At 41.4% G+C, this 17968-nt stretch carries 15 protein-coding genes and 1 rRNA gene; 4 read left to right on the plus strand and 12 right to left on the minus strand.

Annotation, left to right across the window (positions count from 1 at the left end):
- Window positions 1-192 precede the first annotated feature (192 nt).
- The 3 genes from rrf to AC5YCI_RS06575 all read left to right on the plus strand — a co-directional run bounded on the left by rrf (window position 193) and on the right by AC5YCI_RS06575 (window position 3705).
- Window positions 193-307: ribosomal RNA gene (gene rrf, locus AC5YCI_RS06565) — 5S ribosomal RNA — on the plus strand.
- A gap of 373 nt (window positions 308-680) precedes the next feature.
- Window positions 681-2030 carry an MFS transporter gene (locus AC5YCI_RS06570; protein WP_496175304.1) on the plus strand — a complete coding sequence of 450 codons (1350 nt, stop codon included), beginning with the start codon at window positions 681-683 and terminating at the stop codon, window positions 2028-2030.
- Between the two features lie 397 nt (window positions 2031-2427).
- Entirely contained in the window at window positions 2428-3705 is a 1278-nt protein-coding gene (locus AC5YCI_RS06575) for a glutamate carboxypeptidase (protein WP_496175305.1), read from the plus strand.
- A 358-nt stretch (window positions 3706-4063) separates the two neighbouring features.
- Here AC5YCI_RS06575 and AC5YCI_RS06580 read toward each other — a convergent pair whose 3' ends face one another.
- The 5 genes from AC5YCI_RS06580 to ribF form a co-directional block, all read right to left on the minus strand.
- Window positions 4064-4600, minus strand: coding sequence for an NADPH-dependent FMN reductase (locus AC5YCI_RS06580; RefSeq protein ID WP_496175306.1), 537 nt, complete (start codon window positions 4598-4600; stop codon window positions 4064-4066).
- 93 nt (window positions 4601-4693) lie between these two features.
- Window positions 4694-5176, minus strand: a complete 483-nt coding sequence (locus AC5YCI_RS06585) for an FKBP-type peptidyl-prolyl cis-trans isomerase (protein WP_168400716.1) — start codon at window positions 5174-5176, stop codon at window positions 4694-4696.
- On the minus strand, window positions 5169-5708 hold the full coding sequence (gene lspA, locus AC5YCI_RS06590) for a signal peptidase II (protein ID WP_496130220.1): 540 nt from the start codon (window positions 5706-5708) through the stop codon (window positions 5169-5171). The genes AC5YCI_RS06585 and lspA overlap by 8 nt, the downstream gene beginning before the upstream one ends.
- Window positions 5701-8547 carry an isoleucine--tRNA ligase gene (gene ileS, locus AC5YCI_RS06595; protein WP_496175307.1) on the minus strand — a complete coding sequence of 949 codons (2847 nt, stop codon included), beginning with the start codon at window positions 8545-8547 and terminating at the stop codon, window positions 5701-5703. Before ileS ends, lspA begins: the two co-directional genes overlap by 8 nt.
- A 62-nt stretch (window positions 8548-8609) precedes the next feature.
- A complete protein-coding gene (gene ribF, locus AC5YCI_RS06600) occupies window positions 8610-9611 on the minus strand; it encodes a bifunctional riboflavin kinase/FAD synthetase (RefSeq protein WP_496175308.1) in 1002 nt (333 codons plus the stop codon).
- 202 nt (window positions 9612-9813) lie between these two features.
- Between ribF and AC5YCI_RS06605 the strand changes: the two genes are divergently transcribed.
- On the plus strand, window positions 9814-10389 hold the full coding sequence (locus tag AC5YCI_RS06605) for a 5'-methylthioadenosine/S-adenosylhomocysteine nucleosidase family protein (RefSeq protein ID WP_496175309.1): 576 nt from the start codon (window positions 9814-9816) through the stop codon (window positions 10387-10389).
- 39 nt (window positions 10390-10428) lie between these two features.
- Here AC5YCI_RS06605 and AC5YCI_RS06610 read toward each other — a convergent pair whose 3' ends face one another.
- The 7 genes from AC5YCI_RS06610 to argA all read right to left on the minus strand — a co-directional run bounded on the left by AC5YCI_RS06610 (window position 10429) and on the right by argA (window position 17875).
- Window positions 10429-11082: a TetR/AcrR family transcriptional regulator gene (locus AC5YCI_RS06610; protein WP_496130216.1), complete on the minus strand. Its 654-nt coding sequence runs from the start codon at window positions 11080-11082 to the stop codon at window positions 10429-10431.
- A 352-nt stretch (window positions 11083-11434) separates the two neighbouring features.
- On the minus strand, window positions 11435-12226 hold the full coding sequence (locus tag AC5YCI_RS06615) for an ABC transporter ATP-binding protein (RefSeq protein WP_496175310.1): 792 nt from the start codon (window positions 12224-12226) through the stop codon (window positions 11435-11437).
- A gap of 10 nt (window positions 12227-12236) precedes the next feature.
- Window positions 12237-13052, minus strand: a complete 816-nt coding sequence (gene ssuC / locus AC5YCI_RS06620) for an aliphatic sulfonate ABC transporter permease SsuC (protein ID WP_496130214.1) — start codon at window positions 13050-13052, stop codon at window positions 12237-12239.
- Window positions 13052-14227, minus strand: a complete 1176-nt coding sequence (gene ssuD / locus AC5YCI_RS06625; RefSeq protein WP_496175311.1) for an FMNH2-dependent alkanesulfonate monooxygenase — start codon at window positions 14225-14227, stop codon at window positions 13052-13054. The genes ssuC and ssuD overlap by 1 nt, the downstream gene beginning before the upstream one ends.
- A 15-nt stretch (window positions 14228-14242) precedes the next feature.
- A complete protein-coding gene (locus tag AC5YCI_RS06630; protein ID WP_496175346.1) occupies window positions 14243-15190 on the minus strand; it encodes a sulfonate ABC transporter substrate-binding protein in 948 nt (315 codons plus the stop codon).
- 49 nt (window positions 15191-15239) lie between these two features.
- Window positions 15240-16193 carry a sulfonate ABC transporter substrate-binding protein gene (locus AC5YCI_RS06635; protein WP_496175312.1) on the minus strand — a complete coding sequence of 318 codons (954 nt, stop codon included), beginning with the start codon at window positions 16191-16193 and terminating at the stop codon, window positions 15240-15242.
- Window positions 16194-16522: 329 nt separating this feature from the next.
- Window positions 16523-17875 carry an amino-acid N-acetyltransferase gene (gene argA, locus AC5YCI_RS06640; RefSeq protein WP_496175313.1) on the minus strand — a complete coding sequence of 451 codons (1353 nt, stop codon included), beginning with the start codon at window positions 17873-17875 and terminating at the stop codon, window positions 16523-16525.
- Window positions 17876-17968 lie beyond the last annotated feature (93 nt).

A 17968-nucleotide genomic window follows, 5' to 3' on the forward strand; every position in this document is an offset into this window, starting at 1 on the left:
GACCAATACTAATTGCTCGTGAGGCTTGACTATACAACACCCAAACAGTTGGTGTGGTAGTCAAAATCACTACAAACAACTTGATTTAGTTAACGTTAACGAACAAAATATACGACTCAGATATACCTGTTAATAACTCATTTGACGAAAGTTAGGCATCTGTAAGACCTGATAAGTAAGCATCCAAGTTGTGCTGGCGACAATAGCAAGAGTGAACCACCTGATCCCTTCCCGAACTCAGAAGTGAAACCTCTTAGCGCTGATGGTAGTGTGGGGTTACCCATGTGAGAGTAAGTCATCGCCAGCTCATTATTCTAAAAATCCCCCGATCAACGATCGGGGGATTTTTTTAGTTTTGAGAATACTTTTATAGAACTCTTAAGTCATTTATTTATATAACATTTTTTATCTCAAGCTATCTATGGTCTTATTGTTTAGTTTTATTTCTATAACAATATGATTTTTATTATTTTTTTATTTAATTTACTTTAAATTTCACTTAAATTTTCAGTTTCATTAAATTTAATCCTATTTTTAAGTTAAAAATCTCTTATTTTAAAGTCTAAAAATACCATAAAGGTATACATATATATTTATAAGGTTTTGGACAAAACTTCAGCTAAAAATCATTGTATGGCCAGAATTTGTATTATACATCCCACAGTTGGAGGTGAGGATTAATGACAGCGCAAACAATGAATGTCAATGCTGTAGTTGATAAAGCTAAATTTAATAAGTTTCATCTGAACGTTTTGTTTTGGTGCTTACTGATTATTTTATTTGATGGCTATGATCTCGCAATTAATGGTGTCGCTTTACCTTTACTGATGCAAGAGTGGGGCTTAACAGCAGTACAGGCAGGTATGCTTGCTAGTACCGCACTGGCGGGGATGATGTTTGGTGCCATGTTATTTGGCTCTTTGGCCGACAAAATTGGTCGTAAAAATGTCATCATGATTTGTATTGTGTTGTTCAGTGGTTTTACTTTTTGGGGTGGTTTTGCTGATACGCCAACAGAATTTGGTGTGCTACGCTTTTTGGCTGGCTTAGGGATTGGTGGGGTAATGCCTAATTTAGTGGCATTAACCTCTGAATATGCGCCACAAAAAATTCGTAGTACCTTAGTGACCACCATGTTTAGTGGTTATGCTGTAGGTGGTGTGATGGCTGCCTTACTAGGTGCATGGTTTACGCCAACTTATGGCTGGCAAATCATGTTTTGGATCGCAGGTATTCCTTTACTTCTATTACCAATTATTTGGAAGTTCTTACCTGAATCCATTATTTTTATGGTAAAGGCGGATAAGCAGGATGCTGCGCGTCAGGTTTTAACTCGTTTAGCACCAGAAGCTGCAGTTACTGCAACTACACAGTTGGAATTGAGTAAGGCCGAAGTACCTGAGTCTGCTACTGTAGCGAGCTTATTTAAAAAAGGTCGTGCTCCAAATACATTGTTGTTTTGGTTAGCATTCTTCATGTGCTTACTGACCATGTATGCGCTAGGAAGTTGGATGCCAAAACTCATGATGGCAGCTGGTTATTCGATGGGTAGCAGTTTATTGTTCTTATTGGCTATGAATGTCGGTGCAGTAATTGGTACGGTGTGTGGCGGTATTTTAGCAGATCGTTTCCATCTTAAGCCTGTATTGATGGTATTAGGCGTGGTAGGTGCAGTAGTACTCAGTTTACTAGGTTTCGAACCACCACAAATTCTACTTTATCTCATGATCGCATTAGCGGGTGCAGCATCTATTGGTTCACAGATCCTATTATACAGCTATGTTGCGCAGTACTATCCACTTGCGGTACGTTCAACCGGCATTGGCTGGGCATCTGCTGTAGGGCGTAGTGGTGCAATCATTGGGCCTATCTTAATTGGTATGTTATTAGGCATGGATTTACCTCATCAATATAACTTTATTGCTGTAGGCTTACCGTTGTTGGTTGTAGCACTTGCAGTAACTTTAATTGCTAAGCAAGATAAAGCTGAAGATGTAGTGGTCAAAGATACTGCTGTAGCACAAAACTAAACTCGCTTGAATAAGTAAAGCCTCAACACTGTTGGGGCTTTTTTTTCGTAAATTAGAATTTTTTGATAAAAGTTTCTGTGTCTTACTTTAGCCAAGTTTTACTTTCAAAAGTAGTCTCATAAAAAAGCCCCGATATCCTATCGGGGCTTTGGGTATGCGGTTGTGTGAGGTATAACTCCTGTCGTACCTATTTATTGCGTCCTGCCAATTCAGTTTTTATTTTTATTTAAGGAAATATCCTATCTCCTGTTACGACTAGAATATGTCATTTCCTGATGGGTCAAAAGAGTCAAAAGACCATAGTCTTTGTACGTAAAAACCTACATGATTTTGGCGTTAATTTTGCTAGATTGAGTCTGTCAAAAATTAAAACTCAAAATCACTAAGGAAAACAAGAATGTTGAGCAAGCGTTACTTAAACCCGCATGTTGTATTGTCATTAGTCTTATTAGGCTGCATGACCAGTACAGTTTATGCTGCAACACCCATGCAAATTAAACAGGCAGCTGAGCAGCAACAGACAGGTTATTTAAAAACTTTAGAAAGCTTAGTCAATATTGAATCGGGCAGTCGAGATTTAGAAGGTTTAAATCAAATGGTCAAGCTTGTAGCAACACGTCTGAAGCAAACGGGTGCAGAGGTCAGTATCTTAAGCGCCAACGATATTTATCGTATGGATGACACGCCTGAGCAAGTCGGGCCTATGCTCAAAGCTGTATTAAAAGGGCAGGGCAAGGGTAAAATTATGCTGATTGCGCATATGGATACCGTTTATCAAAAAGGTCAACTCAAAGATCAGCCCTTTAAAATTGTAGGCGATAAAGTCTTTGGTTTAGGAATTTTAGATGATAAACAAGGTGTTGCTGCAATTATTCACGTATTGGAAACCTTACAGAAATTAAAATTTAAAGATTACGCCAGCATCACAGTACTGATGAATTCTGATGAAGAAATTAGTTCACCGGGTTCACGTAAAATCATTACAGAAACAGCACGTGATCAAGACCTTGTATTGTCATTTGAGGGTGGCGGTAAAGATGGCAATTTACGTTTGGCGACCAGTGGCATTGGTGCGGCATATTTAACTGTTAAAGGGAAAGCCTCGCATGCCGGTGCTAAACCAGAAGATGGTGTTAATGCGCTGACTGAATTGAGTCATCAAATTGCTCAACTACAAGATTTATCCAATCCTAAAACCGGACTAAAATTGAATTGGACTGTGGCTTCAGCCGGAAAAACACGTAATGTGATTCCAGATCTTGCCACTGCACAGGCAGATGCACGCGCATTAAGAGTTGAAGATTTTAATCAGCTCGAGAAAACTTTACAGGCTCGAGTTAAAAATAAAAAACTCCAAGACAGTCAGGTAGATGTGAAATTCGAGCTGCGTCGCCCACCTTTGGCGAGTAATGATAAAGCCATCGCTGTTGCGGCTAAAGCACAAGACATTTATAAAACTGAACTTAATTTACCATTGAATGTGCTTAAAACGGCCACAGGTGGCGGTACAGACGCAGCTTTTGCGGGTCTGAACTCTAAAGCCGCAGTGATTGAAGGTATGGGGTTATCGGGTGAGGGCGCGCATTCTAACGATGCTGAATATGTACTCAAAGACAGTATTGTGCCGCGTTTATATTTAGCAACGCGTTTAATTGTCGAAGCGACAAAAGAGTAGCTTACAAATAAGTAACCCCCGATGTCCTATCGGGGGTTATAGATATTTCATTCGAGACAAGCAACTTTCCTGTCACCATGTTATTTAAATCCTTTTTTATTATTTAGTTTTTAACAATCTGTTGTTCTTTTTAAGTCTTGGAAACTTCCTGTTCCCTATGACTAAAGAATACTGAATAAATGTTAATGCTTATAGCCGTTATCGCCACTAGGCTATGTAAGCATAAGATTACAAAAAATACTTAAGTTGATGTTTTAGCAAAGATCTATATTTTTAGCTATGTAATCTATTGAGATTAAGCTGTAACCGATCTGTATCTATTAAAAAAGCCCTTAACAATTGAAGGGCTTTTTAGTGATTATTTTGCGTATTTCACCAGTTTATCGACTGCAGCATGTAAGGCTTTTTGGTCAAACTCATTGCCTTCGAACACTTCTGCTTTACTACGCGCAAAAATGTCACGAATTTCAATGGTTGCATTGCTATCAATTAAACCTAAGTAAGTTGCAACTTGGCGGATTTGATCGACAGAACGTGAGCCATTGGTCGCGCCATAGCTAATATAAGCGGCAGGTTTGCCTTGCCATTCTTTGCCCAAGTAGTCGAGCGCGTTTTTAAGCGCGGGACTATAACCGTGGTTGTATTCAGGGCTGATGATAATAAAAGCATCACCTTGGGCAATTTTGTCCGCCCACTCTTGTTGTTTTGGTTGATCATAGATTCCCATCATTGGCGGATTTGCACCAGCAAAAATAGGTAAATCCCAAGTTTTTAAATCGACGATTTCGATAGTTAATTCAGGTTGATAAGCTGTAACGGCTTGTTTTGCCCATTCAGCGAGTTTAATTGCAGTACGACCTTCGCGGATACTGCCGACAATAATTTGAATATTCATACTATTTTCCTAAAGTGATAGATAAATGAGAATGGCAAAAATTCTACGCAAATAAAAAGCGCCTGAGCGGCGCTTTTTATAGTAATTTTGCAATTACATGATTTTAATGCCTTGTTGACCGGCAGGCGTGACTTTGAAGATTTCCACTTCAAAAGTAATATTTTTACCTGCTAATGGGTGGTTAAAATCAACTTCAGTGATGTCATCACCAACAGTTTTAACTACGCCATACAGGCTTTGTTTGGCTTTGTCTTCAAATTCGATCATGTGACCTTCAGTTGGACGTTGCTCAAACTTCACCGTATCAAATTTTTGTACGTTTTCAGGATTCCACGGACCAAAAGCATCTTCAGGTGGAAGACTTACGGTACGGCGGTCACCTGCGCGTAAACCAAACAAGGCTTTTTCAAAGCCTGGCAATAAGCTGCCGTCGCCGATTACAAGGCTCACCGGGTTTTCACGGCTACGCGTGTTGTCAATTTCAACACCATCTTCAATCGCAACAGAGAAATGCAGTTCTACTTTAGAACCGTCTTCAATGCGCGTGTCTTCATTGGGATTAATAAAATCAGTCATGTTGTTGTTCCGCAGCTTGAATACGCTTTTTCTCTAGGAAAAAGCTATCAATCAGGAGCAAAATAGTGCCTAAAGTAATGGCACTATCTGCAATATTAAAAGCAGGAAAGTGACTGTTATTGTAATAGACATGAATAAAATCAACCACATAACCTAAAATTACGCGGTCAATTAAGTTACCTACAGCACCGCCCAAAATTAAGGCGATGGCAAGAGGCAATACTTTCAAGTCTTTTGGCATTCGCATCAGCCAAAATACAAAAACAATCGAGACAATTCCTGCCAGCGAGGTAAAGAAATAACGTTGCCATCCACCGGCATCGGACAAGAAACTAAAAGCAGCGCCATAGTTATGTAGCAATGTCCAATTTAAAAAGGGCAGTACAGGGACAGGATCGGCATAATTTAAATGTGCCACCGCAATCCATTTGGTCCATTGATCTAAAATAATCGCAATCACCGCCAAGCCAAGCCACACAAGATTGTGTGCCTTGAATTGGAATAAGCCCTTTTTGTTGTGGGGATTAGGCATATTTTCTCTCTTCGCCTTGGCCTGTAGGAAGGTTGATGATACAACGACCACATAAACCTGGATGTTCAAGATGTGTATTTACATCTGGTAATACATGCCAGCAACGTACGCATTTTTCACCGTCAGCTGCTGAAACTTTTACGTTCAAACCTTCAAGGTCAGATGCTTCACCTTGTGCCGCATCAAATGCATTTACCATCACTTGAGACGTAATCAGAACAAAACGCAGCTCATCGCCTAATTTATCGAGAACAGATTTAAGTTCGTCATTCGCCCAAAGTTCAACTTTCGCTGACAAGTTAGAGCCGACGGTTTTCGCACCACGTGCCGCTTCGATGAATTTATTCACCGCAGATTTCACGTTGATGAGCGTTTGCCATTCAGCTTCAGACACTAAATTCGCAGTTGAAGCGACTGGAATGTCATACCATTCAGCAGTGAACACGTATTTCTCTGATTGCTCAGGAATTAACGGCCAAGCTTCTTGCGCGGTAAAGCTCAAGATTGGTGCCATCCAACGTACAAATGCTTGTACCAAGTGATACAACGCAGTTTGCGCAGAATGACGGGCTGCCGAGTCCGCTTTGGTGGTGTACTGACGGTCTTTGATGATGTCTAAGTAGAAACCACCTAAGTCGTTGATACAGAAGTTGGTTAAAGCGCTAGTGACGATATGGAAGTTCATATCTTCATAAGCTTTCTTAATGGTGTCTTGCACTTCAGACGCACGTTGCAAGATGTATTGATCCAATGCAATCAATTGATCAACTGGCAATGCATCTGTTGATGGTTTGAAGCCATTTAAGTTCGCAAGTAAGAATCGAAGCGTGTTACGGATACGACGGTAACCGTCAGACGCACGGCTAAAGATTTCTTTACCCGCTGTCATTTCATAACGGTAATCCGCAGATGCGATCCAGAAACGTAAACCATCTGCACCCATATCTTTAATGATGTCTTGTGGCGTGATCACGTTACCGATGGATTTTGACATCTTACGACCTTTTTCATCGACCACGAAGCCGTGTGTCAATAAGCCTTTGTAAGGTGCACGTTCATTGATGGCAATCGACGTTAACAATGACGATTGGAACCAACCACGGTGTTGGTCTGAACCTTCAAGGTACAAATCAGCAGGATCAGTTAACTCTTCACGTTCACGCAGCACTGCATAGTGCGTTGTACCTGAGTCGAACCATACGTCTAGCGTGTCACGTACAGCATTGTAGTGTTCTGCATCAGCACCGATGAACTCAGCAGCATCACGGTTATACCAACCATCAATCCCTTCTTGCTCGATCAGCTTAGCCACTTCTTCGATCAACTCAGGCGTACGTGGGTGCAATTCGTTGGTGTCTTTGTGTACGAAGAATGGAATTGGCACGCCCCAAGTACGTTGACGTGAAATACACCAGTCAGGACGACCTTCAATCATTGCTTGAATACGGTTTTTACCCCAATCTGGAACAAATTGGATGTCGTTTTCAATCGCGTTTAATGCACCTTGGCGTAAACCTTTGGCATCCATGCTAATGAACCATTGTGGTGTCGCACGGAAGATAATTGGTGTTTTATGGCGCCAGCAGTGTGGGTAGCTATGTTTGATTGGCTTATGCGCCCAAAGCTTGCCTGACTCGCTTAATGTTTCAATGATTTGCGGATTGGCTTTGTAGATATGTACGCCCGGTAAAATTGGTGATGTTGGTAAATACACACCGTTACCGCCAACAGGGTTATCGACTTTTAAGTTGTACTGTAAGCCAACCTTATAGTCGTCTACACCATGACCTGGTGCGGTATGTACTGCACCTGTACCGCTAGCATCTGTAACGTGTTCGCCCAAAATCACAGGCACTTGGCGTTCAGCGATTAAAGGATGTTGCAGAACAAGATTCTCAAGTTTAGAACCCGTGAATTCAGCAATGACTTCTACATTGTTAAAGCCATAACGTTCAGTTGCAGATTCAACCAGTGATTTGGCAAGAATAAAGTTTTGCGCGGTTTTTTCTTCGCCCGTTGCTTTAACCAGTTGATACTCAAGCTCTGCATGTAGTGCAACCGCTTGGTTAGCAGGCAATGTCCAAGGGGTGGTTGTCCAGATCACGATGTCAGTAGATTCTGAAACAGTCACGCCTAAACGGTTCGATAAATCTGCAAGGTCGACAACCGTAAAACCTACATCAATTGCGTCAGATTTTTTATCTTCGTATTCAACTTCAGCTTCAGCCAATGATGAACCACAGTCTAAACACCAGTTTACAGGTTTTAAACCCGGCTCAATATGACCGGCTTTGGCAATCGCACCCAATGAACGCACGATGTCGGCTTCTTGTTTGAAGTTCATCGTTAAGTACGGATTGTCCCAATCACCGAACACACCCATACGCACGAAGTCTTTCTTTTGCAGCTCAACTTGGGTGTAGGCATATTCACGGCAGGCTTTACGGAAGGTTGATGCATCAACTTTTACGCCCACTTTACCGACTTTTTCTTCGACTTTAAGTTCAATTGGCAGACCGTGACAGTCCCAGCCCGGTACATATGGCGCATCATAGCCATCCATCACACGGCTTTTAATAATGATGTCTTTTAAAACTTTATTGACTGCATGACCTAAGTGGATTTGACCGTTTGCGTACGGAGGGCCATCGTGCAGGACATATTTTTTCTTGCCAATACGCGACGCACGAATCTGCTGATAAATGTTGTCGGCATACCACTCTTCTAACCATTTAGCTTCACGTACTGCGAGATTTGCTTTCATCGCAAATTCAGTACCTGGGAGGTTTAGCGTGGCTTTATAGTCCACTGCATTTTCAGGAGTTTGCTTATCGCTCATGCAAGTTGTCTTCCAATTTTCATTCAGCAAAGCTGAGGCGTTTTTACAATAAATTTAGGGGCTTAAAACGGTAAAGTGGCGTTGCTGCGGCGAAACTCAAGGAGTTTTTCCACATCGTCATCAATGCCCGCCTTGAGTGCTTGTAGCGAAGGATAATCTTTTTCGCCGTGTAAGTAATTCAAGAATGTCACCCGCATTAACAGGCCATACAGATTAGCAGAAACATCGGGAAAATGTACCTCTAAACGCCATTCTGGATGGGCTTGTTTAATCGCTGGTCGGGTACCCACATGGCCTGCACCAAATAGAGCAGTTGGTGCATAACCTTGAATACCCAATTGGCTTGGGTTGTGTTGTTGCACACGTTGTTGCAAGGATTCGGTTTCACACACCACATCCACGCCATAAATTCCGTTTAAGCACGGTTTATGACGATTTAGACGCACGTTAATGGTTGGGAAATCAATGGTACGACCAATTTGATCGCCATACACCACACGTCCAGTAATGCTATAAGGTCGACCAAGTAGTTTGGCGGCTAAGGCCAAGTCACCTTGTTGCAAGGTTTGTCGAATACGAGTTGAACTGACCCGATCACCTTCTAATTGAATAGTCTCTAAATTGGTGATGTCGAAGCCATAACTTTGTAAAAACTCGCTGTCGCCTTGGCGATTTTTACCAAAGTGAAAATCATCTCCTAACACTAAGTGTTGGGAATTCAGTTGAGTTTTAAGTAAATTGGCAAAATCTTCGGCGCTTAAACTACGGAAACGTTCATCAAATTTGGCAATGGCAATGTAGTCCACACCAAGTTCGCTTAAGTACTCAACTTTTTCACGTAAAGATGAAATACGCGGCGGGGCGTCGTAGCCTTTAAAAAATTCAAGCGGTTGAGGTTCAAAGATCATCACCAAACTTTTTAAGTTTTTATTGTGGGCAATTGTTTTTAATTGGCGAATCATTGCCTGATGACCAAGATGTACACCGTCAAAATTACCAATCGTGACGGCAGTTTTTGGCAATTCAGTTGTAGGCGCTAAAGCATTCAGGCGGAGCAGCTTCATGGGCGAATCGTTGAGTTAAAGTAATCTCGCAATATATTGCCATATTCTCACAATTTCGTCTTGTTGTTGTGTTTTTACTCAAAAAATATTTTTTAATTCTATATTTAGCACTACTTGCAATCAACTAAAGTGCTCAAAAGCAAATTTACAGCGCAGTATTTTTTCCATTTAATAAGCGCTCTATCATTAATGAGGAATGCGCATGTCTGATTTGGCATTAATTATGGCTCTACCGAATGAGTCACAAGGTTTATTTGAACAAGCAGGCATTGAGGTGCATTACAGTGGTATTGGCAAAGTCAATGCCGCCTTTAAAGCCTTTGAAGTGATTCAAAATACTGGTTGCAAAACTTTACTCAATTTAGGCACCGCAGGCAGCTCGCATTTTCAAGCCCATGAATTGGTTGAAGTGCTGCAATTTGTACAACGTGATATGGATGTTTCGCCTCTGGGCTTTGACATTGGGGTGACGCCAATGGATACACATTGTCCTGCTGCTATTGAGCTTGAGCCTTATTTCCAAGATTTAAGCCAAGGTATTTGTGGGACAGGGGATAGTTTTGAAACGGGTACGCCAAAGGTGGCTTGTAATTTGGTGGATATGGAAGGTTATGCATTAGCCAAAGTATGTAGCAAGTTAGATGTGCGTTTAATTTCGGTCAAATATATTACTGACGGGGCAGATGGCACTGCGCACCTTGATTGGCAAGAAAATTTATTATTGGGTGCTCAGAAGTTATTGACGTTGTATCAAACCATCGCGTTTCGGCGACCATAGAAGGCTATGGTCGTATGCCAAAAATTATCTGATCGATTATTAATTTTCAGCTGTTGGAAGAGCTGCAATTGGCGCTTGACCATCACGTGGCAAGATACCGTATAGCATCATATGCACAGTGTGTTGAATAATACGCTGCTGCATGCTGCGGTTACGTAAAGTCTTACCCGTCACCATTTCCATTTGCGTCGCAAAATCTGCATAGTTTTGTGTTAAAGCCCAAATATTTAAAATTAACAATTCAGCGTCAATATCTGCAGAGATTTTGCCTTGTTCTTGCCAATTTGAAATCACTTTAGCTTTGCGTTTCACCAGTTTTTTCAGTGGGCCTTTTAAAATGGATAAAATATGTGGTGCACCTTGAATCACTTCTAAAGCAAATAAACGTGATGCTTTAGGTTGCGTACGTGACACTTCAATTTTTTGCATTAAATAATTGGTCAAGGCTTCATCAGGCTCTAAATCTGCCTCAAGCATTTGCAGTGGCGCCAACCATTTTTGCAAGACTGTCGTCAATACTTCGACATACAACGCTTCTTTATTTTCGTAGTAATAAAAAATATTTGATTTGTGCATTTCTGCAAGCTGAGCAATCTCGTCAAGGCTCGCCCCATTAAAACCATATAGGGAGAAAACATCTAAGGCTGCATTAAGCAGTTGATGGCGTTTTTGCGTACTCTTTTTTTGTTCCATTGGCAAATTTAAAGCTTAGAAAAGGGGATAGGAAATTGTACGGCAAATCAGCAAATATTGGCAGACGAATTGTTTATTTATTATACATTTTTGACCGTTTATTATAAAAAAATTGATTTAATATGCGACTTATTCGCCAATGTGAAAATTTTACTCAGAAACGCGGTTAAAAATCTGTCGATTAAATTTATTAGTTTTTTCAATAAGATTAAAAAATACTTTTGCCGAAAATATCAATAATTTTTTGCAATGATATTTAAAGCAGCAAAAGTATTCTAAAGATTCATCGCTTTTAATAAACTTTTACAGCGGATTTGAGTCCGCTATGATTTACAGTAAAAACACTAAAAATTTAGGTGGCTAGCACAGCATTTAAAACTTGTTGTTCAAGTTCAGTAAAGGCCATATTTTTTTGACGTGGGCGCGGTAAGTCGACCTTAAACTGCGCTGAGATATGACCTTTATCTAGCAAAATAATGCGATCAGCGAGTTGCACCGCTTCACTAACATCGTGAGTCACTAAAATCGCGGTAAAGCCTTGCTCATGCCATAGTTTTTCAATCAAATTCTGCATGTCTAAGCGGGTTAAGGCATCGAGTGCGCCGAGCGGTTCATCGAGTAATAAAATACGTGGTTTATGTGATAAGGCACGTGCTAAAGCAGTACGCTGACGTTGACCACCAGAGAGCTGAGTTGGCCACAATGCTGCTTTTTCTTTGAGTCCAACTTTTTCTAACATACTCGATGCATTGGCATGTTGCTCAGCAGGTAAGCCCAATTGCACATTTTTCTCTACGCTACGCCATGGCAATAAACGTGGATCTTGGAACATGACACGAATGTCATCTGAGGTAATACCTTCACGTAAATGACGCGCTGATTTAAACTTGATTTCACCATAGCTTTGCTGTTCCAGATCGGCAATTAAGCGTAGTAAGGTACTTTTACCACAGCCACTACGACCCACAATAGCGATGAATTCACCGGCCTGAATGTGTAAATCTAAATCTTCTAAAACTTTAACGTCGCCATAATATTTATATAGCTGTTCAATTAAAATCTCAGCACCAATCACGGCATTCGGATTAATATCAGGATTTGTCTCTGCATCCGTCACATGACGGCCTAAGCTTAAATCAGTCATCATTTATTCCTTATTTTTGGTAGCCGGCATGCCAGCGCAGTAAATATTTTTCTAAAGCAACAGCCAGTACATCTGCTAACTTACCCAGTAAGGCGTAAAGTAAGATCCCGACTAAAACCACATCTGTTTGTAAGAACTCACGTGCATTCATGGTCATATAACCAATACCAGATTGCGCTGAAATCGTTTCTGCTACGATTAAAAGTACCCAAACCAAACCCAGTGAAAAACGTAGACCAACTAAAATCGAGGGCATTGCGCCGGGTAAAATAATTTCTTTATACAATTGCCAACGTGTTAATCCGTAGCTTTTGCCCATTTCAATGAGCTGTGGATCGACTGAACGAATACCGTGATAAGTATTAATATAAATAGGGAAAAACACCCCAATGGCTACCAAAAATAGCTTGGCCGATTCATCAATACCAAACCACAAAATAACCAGTGGAATTAAAGCAAGGGCAGGGATGTTACGTACCATCTGTAAGGTGGTGTCGAGTAAGGTAGACGCAATTTTTGATGAGCCATTGAGTAGGCCGAGCAGTAAGCCTAGACCACCACCAATTAGTAAGCCCAGTAAAGCACGCCCAGCACTCACTTGTACGTGTTGCCACAGTTCACCGCTGACCAGTAAAGTCCAAAAAGCGCTCACTACAGCAGTTGGTGCAGGTAAGATGCGACTTTCAAGTAAACCAGTACTTGAGGCAAGCTGCCAAATTGCAATGAGGATGACGGGAACCAACCAAGGCAGCAGACGCTGCCCGAGTTGTGTTCCACGTGAAACTTTAGCTTGAGTAAAGCTCGTAGGTGAAACCTTAGTAGACATTAAGCCGGCTCCTGAGTTTTAACCTCTTTCTTGGCCTCATCTGCCACGTAGTTATTTGCTACGATTTCACCAAATGGACCAGTAAGATTAGGTTGAGCTAGTTTTTTACGTGTTTCTAGTGGCAATAATGGGAATACTAATTCTGCAAAACGAATTGACTCTTCAAGATGTGGATAGCCTGAGAAAATAAAGGTATCGATACCTAAATCAGCATATTCTTGAATACGTGCGGCTACGGTTTCAGGGTCACCTACAAGTGCTGTACCTGCACCACCACGCACTAAGCCTACGCCTGCCCAAAGGTTAGGTGATACCTCAAGTTTAGTGCGGTCGCCATTATGCAATTCTGCCATACGACGCTGACCAACCGAATCCATTTGCTTGAATTTTGCCTGTGCTGCGGCAATGGTTGCGTCATCAATATGTTGAATTAACTGCTCCGCTGCTGCCCATGCTTCTTCATTAGTTTCGCGTACAATCACATGTAAACGAATACCATAAGTTAACGTACGACCACGTGCCGCAGCTTTTTGACGTACCACTTCTAATTTTTCTTTCACTGCAGCAGGTGGCTCGCCCCAAGTTAGGTAAGTGTCCACTTGTTCTGCAGCAAGCTCGACTGCATCATCCGATGAGCCACCAAACCAAAGGGGTGGATATGGTTTTTGTACAGGTGGATAAAGTAGTTTGGCATCTTCAACTTGTAAACGTTCACCCTTAAAACTAAAGCTTTCGCCAGTATGCGAACGGCTTAAAATTTCACGCCAAATGGTGGTGTATTCAGCGGCAGTTTTGTAACGTGTTTTATGGTCTTCATATACGCCATCGCCTTTTAATTCTTGCTCATCACCACCTGTGACCAGATTAAGTAACACACGACCACCTGATAAACGGTCCATGGTGGCTGCCATACGGGCAGTCAATGCGGGTGTCGTCACGCCCGGACGTAATGCAACTAAAAACTTAAGATTTTTAGTGGCATCAATCAAACTTGCAGCGGTAATCCAAGGATCTTCACATGAACGACCAGTTGGAATCAAAACACCTTCATAACCTAAATTATCGACTGCAACTGCAATCTGCTTCATGTAGGCATGATCCACTTGACGCGCACCTTTACTGGTACCTAAATAACGACTGTCACCATGTGTTGGAATAAACCAGAAGATTTTCATAATGTTGATCCTTAATTATTGATTTGTCCAAACAGCGTTTTGAATACTGATCGGTTTAGGGATGATATTTAGCGCGCTAAAACGGTCAGCGAGCTCCTGTTGATCACGAATCACCTGTTGATTGAGAGGCTCGGCACCTGATGGATTCGGACGACGTTGAATAAATTTGAGACTTACCTCGGGCGCAAGTCCTGTCGTTTTAGCAAAAATCTCTGCAGTTTCTGGGATGTGTTGTTGTACCCATGCATCGGCAGCATTGACTTGTTGAATAATGCCGCTAATCGCACTCGGGTGATTTTTAAGGAACTCACCTGAAGCTAAATAAAAGGTATAGTTGGGGCTTAAGCCTGTACCTGAACTCAGTACCTTAGCGTGGTCTTCTACTTCTGCTGCTGCGTAGTAAGGATCCCAAATTGCCCAAGCATCAACAGCACCTTTTTGGAAGGCAGCACGTGCATCAGCAGGGCTCAGCCATACCACATTAATATCATTCCAGTTAAGTCCAGCCTTGGTGATGGCCTGTACCAACAAATAATGTGAGCTTGAGCCACGATGTACCGCAACACGTTTGCCTTTTAATTCTGTTAACGCATTAATTTTAGAATCCTTAGGCACCAATATTGCCGACGATTCTGGTTTAGCAGCTTCATAGGCCACATAATGTAATGGCTTGCCACCTGCTTGTGCGTAAACGGGTGGTGTATCACCTGTCGCGCCAATATCAATCGAGCCAACCGCCAACGCTTCTAAAATCTGTGGTCCACCTGGAAATTCATTCCATTTAATGGTTGCATTGGGAAATTGCTGCTCAAGTAATTTTTGTTGCTGGGCAATCACTAAATTAACGGACGCTTTTTGATAACCCACACTAATGGTCTTCACTTCAAGGTCGGTTGCTGCAGTTGCTGTGTGTTGCTGATCAGATTTTTGGCAAGCAGTTAAACCCAGACTTGCGATCCCCATCCCCACAATGGCTAATTTTTTAAATACACCCATGATCATGTCCTAATTTTTATTGACCTTGATTTAAAATCGCGGCTTGAATATTGAGTTTATTTGGAATTAATTTTTGCTGATAAAATGCATCAGCAACATATTGTTGTTCTTGTGCCACTTCTGGCGAGATTGGGCTTACCCCAAAGCCCATACGCCCAATGGAAGTGTTGAGTACTTCAAACTCAAGCCCTGTAGGTTTTTCTAGCAATTTAGCGGCATCGGCTTGATGATCTTTGACCCATTGTGTGGTGGTATTTAAGGTATTCACCACAGTTTTCAAAACGTCAGGATGTTGTTGGGCAAATTCACGATCAGCTAAATAGAATTGATGATTGCTGACTAAGTTTTCACCTGAGACTAAAGTACGTGCGCCAATTTGATGCTCTGCTGCGGCTAAGAAGGGATCCCAAATCACCCATGCATCGACTGAGCCACGCTCAAAAGCGGCACGTGCATCAGATGGAGGTAAGTAAACAACATCGATGTCTTGTAGGCTGAGATTATTTTTTTCTAAAATTTTAAGCAGTAAATAATGAACGTTGGAACCTTTATTCAAGGCAATACGTTTACCTTTTAAATCTTGCACACTTTGAATATCAGAATCTTTTTGCACAATGAGCGCTTCACCCAACGGTGAGGCAGGTTGATTGGCAACATAAACTAAATCTGAATTGGCAGCTTGGGCAAAAATGGGAGGTGCTTCACCTGCTTCGCCAAACACAACACTGCCCACATTTAAGCCTTCTAATAATTGTGGACCAGCTGGAAACTCAACCCATTTGACCTGTACACCTTGTGCTTTTAAGGCGTCTTCTAATACACCTTGCGCTTTCACAATGGGTAAGACACCATATTTTTGAAAGCCAATATTTAAGGTGACATCGTCTTGTTGAGAACCACAGGCACTTAACATCATGGCTGTTGCTACAGCTGAACTAAGAACTAAGCTTTTCGCAATACGGCGTGACATAAAGTGCTCCTGAATTTAGATAATGAACTTGGGCTTAAGCGCATAAACTAAACAAAAGTACTTTTCGAAAAAAATAACTATTCAGGAATTCAACATGAAGAAAAAAGATAAATAAAAAAGTGCAAAACTTATGCAAAAAACTGCTGAATTAAAAAACAAATAATAGATCTTTAAAATTTTATCTATATGAAAAATATAGTAAAAAATTGATATGCAGATAATAAGCTAAGTATATATGGTGGCGAGATAACCAAAGTGAGCTAATTTTTAGGTTTTTTAAGATATAGATATCTCAAATTTAGCTATAGAAAAATTAAAAAAAGCCACATTTAAAGTGGCTTTTTACAAACAATAGAATTGCGCTGGTAGTTATATAAAGCTTGGCGTGCATTTGGTAAATCGTCTACACTGGCATTTTCAAAACCTTGTTCTAAGAACCAGTGCGCGGTGCGCGTGGTTAAAATAAACAACTGGCGAATCCCCATGCTACGTGCTTTTTGTTCGAGGTATTCTAGAATTTGGCTACCACGATTAGATTTACGATAGCTTGGGTGGACTGCAACACAGGCAATCTCTGCCGATGGAATCTCACCGTCTTGAGTGGGAATAGGGTATAAAGCTGCACAGGCCAAAATGGTGCCATCACGTTCAATTACCGCAAATTGATCGATCTCATTTTCTAAACGTTCACGCGAACGATAGACCAAAATACCTTGCTGCTCTAAAGGACGTAACAAGCTAATTAAACCACCCACGTCTTGAATATTAGCAGTACGCACCTCTTCATAATGCGCATCGGTCAGCATGGTGCCAGAACCATCACGAGTGAATAATTCTTCCACCAAAGCACCGTCATAAGCATAAGAAATAAGATGCACACGATGTACACCCTGTGTGGAAGCGGTTTTGGCGCCGCGTAAGTGTAAAGCGAGCTCTGGCTGCGATTGCTGATATTGCTCAATATATTGATCGAGCTGAGTGGTATTAATTTCGCGTTGTAGCTGACCTGATGGATTAATTAAACCGTGTTGTTTACCCAAGAAAATTAGCTTGTCAGCTTTTAAATGAATCGCGGTTTTTGTGGCGACTTCTTCCGCAAGCAAATTAAACACTTCACCTGTAGTGGAATAACCGGTTGGGCCAAGTAACACAATATTATGATTATCTAAATGGCGCTGAATGGCATCATTGTCAATACTACGCACTTCACCCGTGAGCTGAAAATCAATACCGTCATGAATACCATAAGGTTTAGCGGTCACAAAATTACCCGATACCACATCAATTCGCGCACCATACATTGGCGAGTTCGCCAAGCCCATAGAAAGCAAAGCTTCAATTTGCAAACGAATCGAACCGACTGCACCCATAACTGCATTTAAAGAGTTACGTGTGGTAATACGACGTTGCTTATAAAAAGGGGTTTCAATATTGGCTAAATTTAACTGATGATTGATTTGTGGACGTGCGCCATGCACTAAAATTAAGCGAATACCTAGGGAATGCAGTAGGGCAATATCATGAATAATATGCTGAAAATTATCATGCTGAACGGCTTCGCCATCAAACATTAAAACAAATGTTTTGCCACGGTGCGCATTAATATACGGCGCCGAATGACGAAACCAATGCACATACTGCAATGTGGTACTTGGTGTTGGATCAGACGCAGGGTTCGACATAATGAGCTCGTAAAAATCGCAATGAATTATTTTAATGGATTCACACAACAAAAAACACCTGAGTAGGGGGCTCAGGTGTTGAGTTCAGGCTTG

The sequence above is a fragment of the Acinetobacter sp. CY17 genome (assembly GCF_059515825.1).

Excerpts from the sequence above, each read along its gene's own strand:
- ssuC (WP_496130214.1), bottom strand. The coding sequence starts at position 13,052 with ATGTCTACTAAGGTTTCACCTACGAGCTTTACTCAAGCTAAAGTTTCA.
- AC5YCI_RS06630 (WP_496175346.1), bottom strand. The coding sequence starts at position 15,190 with ATGGGGATCGCAAGTCTGGGTTTAACTGCTTGCCAAAAATCTGATCAG.
- ssuD (WP_496175311.1), bottom strand. The coding sequence starts at position 14,227 with ATGAAAATCTTCTGGTTTATTCCAACACATGGTGACAGTCGTTATTTA.
- AC5YCI_RS06605 (WP_496175309.1), top strand. The coding sequence starts at position 9,814 with ATGTCTGATTTGGCATTAATTATGGCTCTACCGAATGAGTCACAAGGT.
- AC5YCI_RS06585 (WP_168400716.1), bottom strand. The coding sequence starts at position 5,176 with ATGACTGATTTTATTAATCCCAATGAAGACACGCGCATTGAAGACGGT.
- argA (WP_496175313.1), bottom strand. The coding sequence starts at position 17,875 with ATGTCGAACCCTGCGTCTGATCCAACACCAAGTACCACATTGCAGTAT.
- ileS (WP_496175307.1), bottom strand. The coding sequence starts at position 8,547 with ATGAGCGATAAGCAAACTCCTGAAAATGCAGTGGACTATAAAGCCACG.
- lspA (WP_496130220.1), bottom strand. The coding sequence starts at position 5,708 with ATGCCTAATCCCCACAACAAAAAGGGCTTATTCCAATTCAAGGCACAC.
- AC5YCI_RS06615 (WP_496175310.1), bottom strand. The coding sequence starts at position 12,226 with ATGACTGATTTAAGCTTAGGCCGTCATGTGACGGATGCAGAGACAAAT.
- AC5YCI_RS06570 (WP_496175304.1), top strand. The coding sequence starts at position 681 with ATGACAGCGCAAACAATGAATGTCAATGCTGTAGTTGATAAAGCTAAA.
- AC5YCI_RS06635 (WP_496175312.1), bottom strand. The coding sequence starts at position 16,193 with ATGTCACGCCGTATTGCGAAAAGCTTAGTTCTTAGTTCAGCTGTAGCA.
- AC5YCI_RS06580 (WP_496175306.1), bottom strand. The coding sequence starts at position 4,600 with ATGAATATTCAAATTATTGTCGGCAGTATCCGCGAAGGTCGTACTGCA.
- AC5YCI_RS06610 (WP_496130216.1), bottom strand. The coding sequence starts at position 11,082 with ATGGAACAAAAAAAGAGTACGCAAAAACGCCATCAACTGCTTAATGCA.
- ribF (WP_496175308.1), bottom strand. The coding sequence starts at position 9,611 with ATGAAGCTGCTCCGCCTGAATGCTTTAGCGCCTACAACTGAATTGCCA.
- AC5YCI_RS06575 (WP_496175305.1), top strand. The coding sequence starts at position 2,428 with ATGTTGAGCAAGCGTTACTTAAACCCGCATGTTGTATTGTCATTAGTC.